Annotated in this window: 7 protein-coding genes and 1 pseudogene; 7 read left to right on the top strand and 1 reads right to left on the bottom strand. The window is 70.3% G+C overall.

Features of this window, described 5'->3' with window-relative positions; translation table 11 throughout:
* Window positions 1-81: 81 nt before the first annotated feature.
* The 6 genes and pseudogenes from ABZ281_RS21685 to ABZ281_RS21660 all read left to right on the top strand — a co-directional run.
* Window positions 82-1011, top strand: a pseudogene (locus ABZ281_RS21685) (pectinesterase family protein); the annotation flags it as partial.
* The gene (locus ABZ281_RS21680; RefSeq protein WP_356657775.1) at window positions 1011-2039 is read left to right on the top strand and encodes a pectinesterase family protein; all 1029 of its coding nucleotides are present in this window, start codon (window positions 1011-1013) and stop codon (window positions 2037-2039) included. The pseudogene ABZ281_RS21685 and the gene ABZ281_RS21680, both read left to right, overlap by 1 nt.
* Entirely contained in the window at window positions 2032-3312 is a 1281-nt protein-coding gene (locus ABZ281_RS21675) for a pectate lyase (RefSeq protein ID WP_356657773.1), read from the top strand. The genes ABZ281_RS21680 and ABZ281_RS21675 overlap by 8 nt, the downstream gene beginning before the upstream one ends.
* Window positions 3299-4456, top strand: coding sequence for a dienelactone hydrolase family protein (locus tag ABZ281_RS21670; protein WP_356657771.1), 1158 nt, complete (start codon window positions 3299-3301; stop codon window positions 4454-4456). Before ABZ281_RS21675 ends, ABZ281_RS21670 begins: the two co-directional genes overlap by 14 nt.
* Window positions 4457-4495: 39 nt before the next feature.
* Window positions 4496-5608 (top strand): chondroitinase-B domain-containing protein, encoded by a 1113-nt coding sequence (locus tag ABZ281_RS21665; RefSeq protein ID WP_356657769.1) that lies wholly within the window; start codon window positions 4496-4498, stop codon window positions 5606-5608.
* A gap of 101 nt (window positions 5609-5709) precedes the next feature.
* Window positions 5710-6495, top strand: coding sequence for an HAD family acid phosphatase (locus tag ABZ281_RS21660; RefSeq protein ID WP_356657777.1), 786 nt, complete (start codon window positions 5710-5712; stop codon window positions 6493-6495).
* 12 nt (window positions 6496-6507) lie between these two features.
* On the opposite strand, the gene ABZ281_RS21655 is transcribed toward ABZ281_RS21660, so the two are convergent.
* Entirely contained in the window at window positions 6508-8724 is a 2217-nt protein-coding gene (locus ABZ281_RS21655) for a family 43 glycosylhydrolase (protein ID WP_356657767.1), read from the bottom strand.
* A gap of 246 nt (window positions 8725-8970) precedes the next feature.
* On the opposite strand from ABZ281_RS21655, the gene ABZ281_RS21650 reads away from it, so the two are divergent.
* Window positions 8971-10125, top strand: coding sequence for a right-handed parallel beta-helix repeat-containing protein (locus tag ABZ281_RS21650; protein ID WP_356657765.1), 1155 nt, complete (start codon window positions 8971-8973; stop codon window positions 10123-10125).
* The last annotated feature ends 32 nt before the right edge of the window (window positions 10126-10157 follow it).

Here is a 10157-nt window from a genome sequence, read left to right as displayed (position 1 = left end):
GACAATCAACCTCGCGGCTCTCATCGGCGCCGTCCTTGGGCTGGTGCTGTTCTTCCACCTGCACGACCGACGGCGTGCGTCACCACCGTCCGGGACGCGGTGGCCGCGGCGAACGGGACCGGGCGCACCCTCGTCATCGCCCCCGGCACCTACCGGGAGACGGTGGCTGTCGACCGCGCCCGCACCGCAATGACCTGGATCGGGGCGAGCGAGAACCCCCGTGACGTCGTGGTCGTGTACGACAACGCGGCCGGGACGCCCAAGCCGGGCGGCGGCACCCACGGCACCACCGGATCCGCCACCACCACCGTCCAGGCCGACGGCTTCAGTGCCCGCTGGATCACCTTCGCCAACGACTGGCTGCGCGCCGACCACCCCGGGACCAGCGGCACCCAGGCCGTCGCCCTCAAGGTCCAGGGCGACCGGTCCGCCTTCCGGCACTGCCGGTTCCTCGGCCACCAGGACACCCTGTACGCCGACTCCACGGCCCTGGGCACCTTCGCCCGCCAGTACTTCACCCACTGCTACGCCGAGGGCGACGTCGACTTCGTCTTCGGGCGGGCGAGCGCCGTCTTCGAGCAGTGCCACTTCCGGACCCTGTCCCGCACCGACCTGGCCGGCGCCCCCTACGGTTTCGTCTTCGCGCCGTCGACCGCCGATGCCAATCCGCTCGGCTACCTGGTGACCCGCAGCCGCGTCAGCAGCGAGGCACCCGACGGCTACTACAAGCTGGCCCGGCCCTGGGTGCCCAGCTCCGACACCACCGCCCGCCCCATGCTCACCGTGCGGGACACCCGGCTCGGCCCGGGCATCGACGCGGTCGCGCCCTACGCCAACATGTCGGACTCGTACCCGTGGCAGGCCCAGCGCTTCGCCGAGTACCGCAACACCGGGCCGGGCGCGGCCGTCACGGTCCCCGCCCACCGGCCCCAGCTCACCCCGCGGCAGGCCCGGTCCGCGACCCGCGCCGCCTGGCTCGGCGACTGGGAGCCGTGGAAGAAGGTGTGCTGATGCACCGGCGCACCCTCCTCACCGGAATCACCGCCGGGCTGGTCGCCACGGGCACCGCACCCGCCTTCGCCGCGGCGGGCCGCCGCGTCCTGCACGTCCGCCCCGGCGCCTCCGTCCAGGCCGCCGTCGACGCCGTGCACGGCCAGGACTGGACCGTCGTCGTGCACCCGGGGACGTACCGCGAGGTCGTCAGCGTCCCGGCCTCCAAGGCCGGACTGACCCTCAGGGGCGCGAGCAGGGACCCACGCGACACCGTCATCGTCCACGACAACGCGGGCGGCACGCCCAGACCGGACGGTGCGGGCACCTACGGCACCGCCGGCTCCGCCACCTTCACCTCGGCGGCGCCCGGGCTGACCGTCCGCGATCTGACCCTGGCCAACGACTGGCTGCGCGCCGACCACCCCGAGATCACGGGGACACAGGCCGTGGCGGCGTACACATACGGCGACCGGACCCGCTTCGAGAACGTCCGGCTCCTGGCCCACCAGGACACCCTCTTCGTCGAGACCGGCGCCCTGGACACCTTCGACCGGCAGTACTTCCGCGACTGCTACATCGAGGGCGACGTCGACTTCGTCTTCGGACGGGCCACGGCGGTGTTCGAGCACTGCCACTTCCGCACGCTCGCGCGGGACGTGGACTTCACGCCCAAGGGCATGGTCTTCGCCCCCTCCACGGCCCGGGCCAATCCGCACGGCATCCTCGCCGTGGGCTGCCGGATCAGCTCCGGCGCCGAGGACGCGGCGTACAAACTGGCCCGGCCCTGGGTGCCGTCGTACGAGACCACGGCGTGGCCGTCGCTGGTCGTGCGGGAGACCCGGATCGGGCCCGGCATCGACGCGGTGGCCCCGTACACGAACATGCGGGACCCCTATCCGTGGCAGAGCATGCGGTTCGCCGAGTACCGGAACACGGGTCCGGGGGCGGCGGTCCGGGTCCCCGGGAACCGGCCCCTGCTGAGCCGCGCACAAGCCCGGTCGCACACCAGGGAGACCTACCTCGGCGACTGGCGGCCGTATGCGTAGGGCCGCCGCGCTCCTCCTGGGACTGTGCCTGCTCTGGCCGGCCGCACCGGCCGGCGCCGCCGACCGCGGCCCCACCGACCGCGCCCCCACCGGCTGGGCTTCGACCGGACCCGGCACGACCGGCGGGGCGGGGGGCCGGACCTGGACGGTGCACACGCGCGCCGAGCTCAAGGCCGCCCTCGCGAACCACGGCGACCCGACCGCGCCCAAGGTGATCCGGGTCGCGGGCGACATCAACGGCCACGAGAGCGACGACGGCTCCCTGCTCGGCGAGCAGGACTACGCGCCCGGATACGACCTCGCCAGGTACATGTCCTGCTTCGGCGAGGACGGTTCCGCCTGGTCCGACACCCGCTTCGACCACTGCAAGCGGCAGCGGCAGCTGCGGCAGACCGGGTCGAACAAGGAGAAGGCGCAGATCCAGCTCACCGTGCCGGGCAACACCACGCTCGAAGGCGCCGGTCGCGACGCCCGGCTGCTCGGGGTGTTCCTGACCGTCAACACCGGCAGCAACATAATCGTGCGGAACCTGCGCCTCGAAGCACCCGTCGACCACTTCACCGGCTGGTCCCCGGACGACGGCACCCAGGGCAGCTGGAACGCCCGCTTCGACGCCATGACCGTGATCACCGGCAGGAGCATCTGGATCGACCACTGCACCTTCACCGACGGCCGCTTCCCCGACCGCGAGGCACCCCTCGGCTTCCACGGCGAGCGGGTGCAGCGGCACGACGGGCTGCTGGACATCGAGGACGGCTCCGACCTCGTCACCGTCTCCGACAGCCGCTTCGAGGACCACGACAAGGAGATCCTCATCGGCTCGGGCGACGGACGCGGCGACCGCGACCGCGGGCATCTCAAGGTGACCTTCGCCCGTAACCTGTTCACCGGCATCGTGCAGCGCGCCCCGCGGGTCCGCTTCGGGCAGGTGCACGTCGTCAACAACGTCCACCGGGGCCGGTCGCCGCTCTACGCCCTGGGCGCCGGCGTGGAGTCCGCGATCTTCTCCGAACGCAACGTCTTCCGGTATCCCGGCGCACGGCCGTCGCTCGCCGTCGCCGCGTACGGGGGCGCGGAGTTCCACGACACCGGCTCCTGGTTCAACGGCCGGCCGGCCCGGCTGAACGCCGTGGCGAGCGCACTCGGTCTCGGGAACGACGTCGGCTGGGACCCCGCCGACGTCTACGACCACCGTGCCCTGACCTCCTCGGCGGCGGTCGAGCGGTACGTACTGCGGCACGCCGGAGCCGGGAGGCCCCATGGACGCGCATGAAGCCCTGGGACGACGGACGTTCGTGGTCGGGGCGGGGACCGCGCTGCTGGGCGGGGGAGCGGTGAGCAGGGCGGAGGCGGCGGTCGTGGACGGCCCGCTGCCCGACTTCCACCCGGCACTGAAGGACGCCCTGACCTTCCCGCTCGCCTGGGGCCGGTCCCCGATCCGCGAGTTCCGCGCCTGGCGGCATGCCGCCCGGGCCGCCGTCGAGGAGCATCTCCTCGTCGAGCGGCAGGACGGGACGCCGTACGCACCGGAGTTCGGCGGCCGTTCCCGGGCGCGGGACCACACCCGCGAGCTGGTGACCGTCTCCCTCACCCGCTACGAACGGGTCCGCGGCGCCCTGCTCACCCCGCACGGCCCCGGGCCGTTCCCCGCCGTTCTGCTCCTGCACGACCACGGCGCGAGGTTCGACATCGGCAAGGAGAAGCTCGTCCGGCCCTGGTACGACGACACGCGTCTCGCCTCCGCCGGGGTGTGGGCGGAGAAGTACTTCAGCGGGCGCTTCGTCGGGGACGAACTGGTCCGGCGCGGCTATGTGGTGCTCTGCCTGGACGCCCTCGGCTGGGGCGACCGCGGCCCCCTCGCCTACGACCGACAACAGGCCCTGGCCGCCAACTTCTACAACCTCGGCTCCTCGCTCGCCGGGCTCATGGCCCGGGAGGACCAGCGGGCCGCCGCCTTCCTGGCGGGGCTCGACCGGGTGGACGCCCGGCGGGTCGCGGCCGTCGGCTTCTCCATGGGTGCCTACCGGGCCTGGCAGACCGCCGCCCTCAGCGACCACGTCGCGGCCGCCGCGAGCATCTGCTGGATGACCGGCCTGAAGGAGATGATGGTGCGAGGCAACAACACGCTGCGCGGGCAGTCGGCGTACCACATGCTCCACCCCGGCCTCGCCCGGCACCTCGACATCCCCGACGTGGCGAGCATCGCCGCGCCCCGGCCGATGCTCTTCCTCAACGGCGGGCTCGACCCGCTGTTCCCCGCGGACGGCGTGCGCGTCGCCCACGACAAGCTGCGCGCCGTCTGGCGGTCCCGCCACGCCGAGGAGCGCTTGCGGCTGAAGACATGGCCGGAGCTCGGCCACGTCTTCACCGACCCCCTCCAGGACGAGGTCTTCCGCTGGCTCGACTCCGTCCTGTGAGCCATCCCCCCACCCGTACGAGAAAGGAACCGCTCTCCCATGTCTCGTCGTAGCGCCCTCGCCGCCCTGGCCGCCCTCACCCTGGGTGCCGGCCTCGCCGTACTCCCCACCCAGGCCCAGGCCGCCACCGTCGTCGTCGGCAACTCCACCGACCTGGCCGGCGCGATCAAGAACGCCACACCGGGGACCGTCATCCAGGTGCGCGGCGGCACCTACTATCCGACGGCCACCCTTCAGTCCACGGCCAACGGCACGTCCTCGTCGCCCGTCACCCTCACGGCGTACGGCTCGGAGACCGTCAAGATCGACGGCTCGAACCTGCCCGCCGGAGACTGGATCCTCAAGCTCACCGCCGACTACTGGAACGTCTCGAACCTCACCTTCCAGAACTCCCCGGACAGCGCGGTCGTCTGCCAGTCCTGCACCGGCACCAACTGGAACAACATCAAGACCATCGACGGCGGCGACTCCGGCTTCACGCTCACCGGCGACGGCACCGTGAACAACACGGTGCGCAACCTCGACTCCTACGGCCACTACGACAAGGCCACGCACGGCGAGAACGCCGACGGCATCGCCGTGAAGTTCGGCTCCGGCTCCGGCAACCTCATCACCGGGGCCCGCCTGTACAACAACTCCGACGACGGCCTCGACTTCTGGTCCTTCTCCTCGCCGGTCACCGTCGAGCACACCTGGGCGTTCGGCAACGGCAAGAACCGTTGGAGCGACTCGGCCTTCGCGGGCGACGGCAACGGCTACAAACTGGGCGGGGACGGGGAGGTGGTCGCCCACGTCGTCAACAACTCGGCCGCCTGGGACAACGCCGGCAACGGCTTCACCGAGAACAGCAACAAGGGCGCCATCGTCATCAACCGGACCACCGCCTACGCCAACGCCAAGCGGGGCTACTACTTCGCGACCGGCTCGGCCAGGCTCGGCAAGAACCTCGCCGTGAGCAACGGCGGCGGGTCGGTGAACAAGGGCTCGTCGGTGGTGTCGGCCGGCAACAACTGGGACTCCGGGATCGCGACCCCGGCCTTCCGGTCCACCAACGCCTCGACCGCCTACAACACCCGCCGGTCGGGCGGCGCGCTCCCCGCGACCACGTTCCTCACCACGGGCAGCACCAGCATCGGGGCGACGATGGACTGACGTCCGGTCCGTCCCGCCCGGGGCGCTTGACCCGCTTTTTGCCCGGCGGGTCTCGCGCCCTCGGGGGTGACGCGCGTAGAAATCCTGTCACGCATAAGCCCCTGCGTATCGCCGCGGTCACCGCGGCCTGTGCCGTCGCCGGTGTCACCCTGTACGGGACCGGCGCCGCCACCGCCGGCCAGTCGACGGCGAACTCCACCCGCGAGCCCTACAACATCGGACTGCTGGCCAAGGACATCGACACCTACTACGGCACCACCCTCGACGCGAACGGCGTCTACCAGGCCTCCCCGGACAGCCCCTACGCCAAGGACCTCGCCCGCCTCGACACCGCTGCCCGGGCGTACATCGACAAGGCGGCCCGTAAAGCGCTGCACAAGGGCGAGAAGCCGGCCGTCGTCTTCGACATCGACGACACCCTGCTGCTCAGCCTCGACTACGAGAAGAAGAACAACTACGGCTACAACAGCGCCACCTGGGCCGCCTACGTCGACCGGGCCGACCGGCCCGCCGTCTTCGGCAGCGCCGAGCTCGTCCGCTACGCGGACCGCAAGGGTGTCGAGGTCTTCTACAACTCGGGCCTGAGCGAGGCGCAGCGCTCCGCCGCCGTGGAGAACCTGAAGAAGGCCGGAGCCGAGGTGAACCTCGACGCCGGCCACATGTTCCTCAAGGACAAGGACAACCCGCCGTCCTACCTGAGCGGATGCGCCAGCCCGGGCACCTGGACCTGCACGACCGTGCAGTACAAGTCCGGTACCCGGGGGCACATCGAGAAGGGCCTCGGGTACGAGATCATCGCCAACTTCGGCGACCAGTACTCGGACCTCCAGGGCGGTCACGCCGACCGGACGTACAAGCTCCCGAACCCGACGTACTTCGTCAGCTGAGGCCGGGTGGCGTCACCGCCGGACCGGCTTGATCCCCTCCAGCGTCGGCACCACGGGCTCGATGGTGCCGTCCGCCGCGAACTCCATGCGGTCGACGGTGGTCTCGCGGTGCATGCCGTCGCCGCCCGGCAGGCCCGGGCCGTTGAGGGCGAAGCGGTGGTAGACCATGTACCAGTCGTCGGTGCCGGGGGTGTTCACCACCGAGTGGTGGCCGGTGGCGAGGATGCCGTACTCGGGCCGCTTTTGAAGGATCGTCCCGCGCTTGGTCCACGGGCCGAGCGGGGACGGTCCCGTCGCGTACGCCACGTGGTAGTTCTCGCTGCGGGTGTCGTCCTCCGACCACATGAAGTAGTACGTGCCCTTCCGCTTGATCACGAAGGAGCCCTCGCGGAAGTTGTCCGGGGTGATGTCCTTCACCTTCGACGCGTCGAAGGACACCATGTCGTCGTTGAGCGGCACGACATACCCGTGGCCGTTACCCCAGTACAGGTAGGCCTGGCCGTCGTCGTCCGTGAAGACCGCCGGGTCGATCATCTGGCCCTTGAGCGAACCGCCCTTGGCCACCAGCGGCTTGCCGAGCGCGTCCTTGAACGGGCCGGCGGGGGAGTCGGCGACCGCCACGCCGATCTGCTGCTCGGCGCAGAAGTAGAAGTAGTACGTACCGTCGCGCTCGGCGATCGCGGGTGCCCAGGCGTTCTTGTCGGCCCAGCTCACGTCCGGCCCGAGGTCGAGGATGACACCGTGGTCCTTCCAGTTGACCAGGTCCTTCGACGAGTACGCCTTGAACGTGGTGCCGCTCCAGCCCTGGAAGCCGTCCGTGGTCGGGTAGATCCAGTACCGGCCGTTCAGATAGTGCACGTCGGGGTCGGCGTTCAGGCCCGGCAGGATCGGGCTGCGGGTGCGGACCGCCTCGACCGTCCAGGTGCGCTTGGTGCCGTCGGCGGCCGTCACGGTGTACTTCTGCGGTGTGCGGAAGTCGCGCCGGGTGCCGGACTTGGGGCTGAGCTTCGCGCCCTCACCGACCCACAGCTTCGGGGCGAGGTCCCGCAGAGAGGCGTCCGGCTTCAGGGGCAGGACGACCTTCGAGGCGCTGTCCGTGACGATCGAGTAGCCCTTCTGGTGCTTCGCCGTCGCGTCCACGACCGAGGCGGAGGTGACCGGGTAGGCGGCCAGCAGGCGGTCGTACTCCTGCTGTGTCACCGGCAGGACCGTGCCGTGCCTCGGGCTCGCCGGAAGCTGGTAGTCCGTGGACGGGGTCCACGTGCCCGAGTCGAGGTCGGTGGTCTCGAAGGGGATGTAGCCGCGGCCGCCGTACTCGTCGATGAACAGGTACCACTTCTTCTCGGTGTTCGACTTGAACACCGTCGGGCCCTCGCCGCGGTCCATCGCGCCCTTGCCGATGCAGTCGGCCACGAAGTCGTACGTCGTCGAGGTCAGGGAGGTGGACTTCTCCCCGGTGATGAACTTCGAGCAGGGGCCGGCGGAGCCGGGGTCGCGCTCGTCCTTGGTGTAGCGGTAGTACTCGTCCTTGTACTTCACCACCGTGGAGTCGATCACCGAGTAGCCCGGGTCGTTCCAGACCTTCGGCTCGCTGAAGGTGCGGAAGTCCTTCGTGGTCGCGTACAGCATCTTGTTGTACGTGTCGCCCTTGTGGTCCGGGTCGTCGTCGGCGTACAGCTTCGACGCCCAGAAGACGACGTACGAGTCGAGCTCGTCGTCCCAGTAGGCCTCCGGGGCCCAGGTGTTGCCCGCGCTGTCCGGGGAGACCTTCACCAGTCGCTGATCGGTCCAGTGGACCAGGTCGGTGGACTCCCAGACCATGATCGACTTGCTGCCGTGCCGCTGGACCTGGTCCCAGCTGCCGCTGGAACCCTGGTACATCCGCAGGTCGGTGGCGATCAGGTAGAACTTGTCGCCCTCGGGGGAGCGGATGACGAACGGGTCGCGCAGGCCCTTCTCGCCGGTGGTGGACGTCAGCACCGGCTTGCCGGCGTTCAGCTCACGCCAGTGCAGCGGGTCGTTGCCGCGGCTGAGGGCGTAGCGGATCTGCTCGCCGTCGGCGGTGCCCTCACCGGTGAAGTAGGCGAAGAGATAACCGGCGTACTTGCTGTGCTTCACGGGTGGGGCTCCGGGGTCTGCGGTGCTGGGTGGCGCGCTGAAGAGGGTCAGCAGAAGGCCGGTCAGGGCCAGGAAGGGGAGCAGGAGCGTGCGGGCGATGCGGGGGCGCATGACACTTCCTGTCGGAGTCTGGGGGATTCTGTTGGATAGCGGCCTTCGGAGTCTCACCGGAGGGACGCAGGGCGTCAACGGGTGCGTGTGAGGCCGGTGGTTCCGAAAGTTTCGGAAGTTGAGGTCTGCGGTGCACGTGAGCGCGGCAACCCTTTCCGGCGCGGCGGCGACTGGTGGACGGAAACGGGCCGGAGCGGGCCCCTCCGAGCCGTTTCCGTCCCCGATCCCCTAGGAAAGGAACGCTCCGTGCTGCCGAGCACCGGACGTCATCGCAGGACCCGTACGCTCTCGATCGCCGCAGCCATCGCCTGTGCCGCGGGGGCCGGCGGCGTCTACCTCGGACTGTCGACCGGCGGCGCGCAGGCCGCCTCGGCAGCGGTCACCGTCTCCACCACGGCCCAGCTCGAACAGGCCGTGAAGAACGCCACCGCCGGCACCGTGATCCAGGTCCGCGGCGGCACCTACTATCCGGCCGCCACCCTCAAGTCCTCGGCGAACGGCACGAGTTCCGCACCCATCACCTTGCGCGCGTACGGCGCCGAGAAGGTGCGGATCGACGGGTCCAAGCTGCCCGCCGGCTCCTGGCTGGCCGGGATCTACGGCGACCACTGGACCGTGCAGGACCTGGCCTTCGTCAACTCCCCGGCCCAGGGATTCGTCGCCACATCCTCGGTCGGAGGTGTTTTCAGGAACCTGGTCACCGCGGACAACGGCGACTCCGGCTTCACCCTGCGCGGCGACGGCACCACCGGCAACCTCGTACAGAACCTGGACAGCCACGGCAACTACGACGCGGCCGGGCATGGACAGAACGCCGACGGCATCGCCGTCAAGTTCGGCTCGGGGACCGGGAACCGGATCACCGGAGCCCGGCTCTACAACAACTCCGACGACGGCCTGGACCTGTGGCAGTTCTCCTCTCCGGTCACCATCGAGCACTCCTGGGCCTTCGGCAACGGCGAGAACCGCTGGAACGACGCGGCCTTCGAGGGCAACGGCAACGGCTTCAAGCTGGGCGGCGGGGGCGCGTCCGTCGCCCACGTCGTCAACAACAACGCGGCCTGGGACAACACACTGCACGGCTTCACCGAGAACTCCAACACCGGCGCCATCGCCCTGAACCGCAACACCACGTACGCCAACGCCCAGAGCGGCTTCTACTTCGCGACCGGCACGGCCCGCCTCGGCAAGAATCTCGCCGTCGCCGACAAGGGCGGAGCGGCGAAGCTCGGCTCCTCGACGGTCTCGGCCGGCAACAACTGGGACAGCGGCATCGCCACGCCGCACTTCAGGTCGACGGCCGCGACCACTGCGTACGGAGCGCGCCGGGCGGACGGCTCCCTGCCCGCGACGACGTTCCTGACGACCGGCTCCACGACCATCGGCTCGACGATGGACTGAGCCCGCGCTCCCGCTTGCACGACGACGACCCC

Source organism: Streptomyces sp. NPDC006265, from assembly GCF_040613555.1.
Lineage (GTDB): Bacteria > Actinomycetota > Actinomycetes > Streptomycetales > Streptomycetaceae > Streptomyces.
The sequence above is the reverse complement of the archived record's forward strand: the minus strand, read 5'-3'. Positions and strand labels throughout refer to the sequence as shown.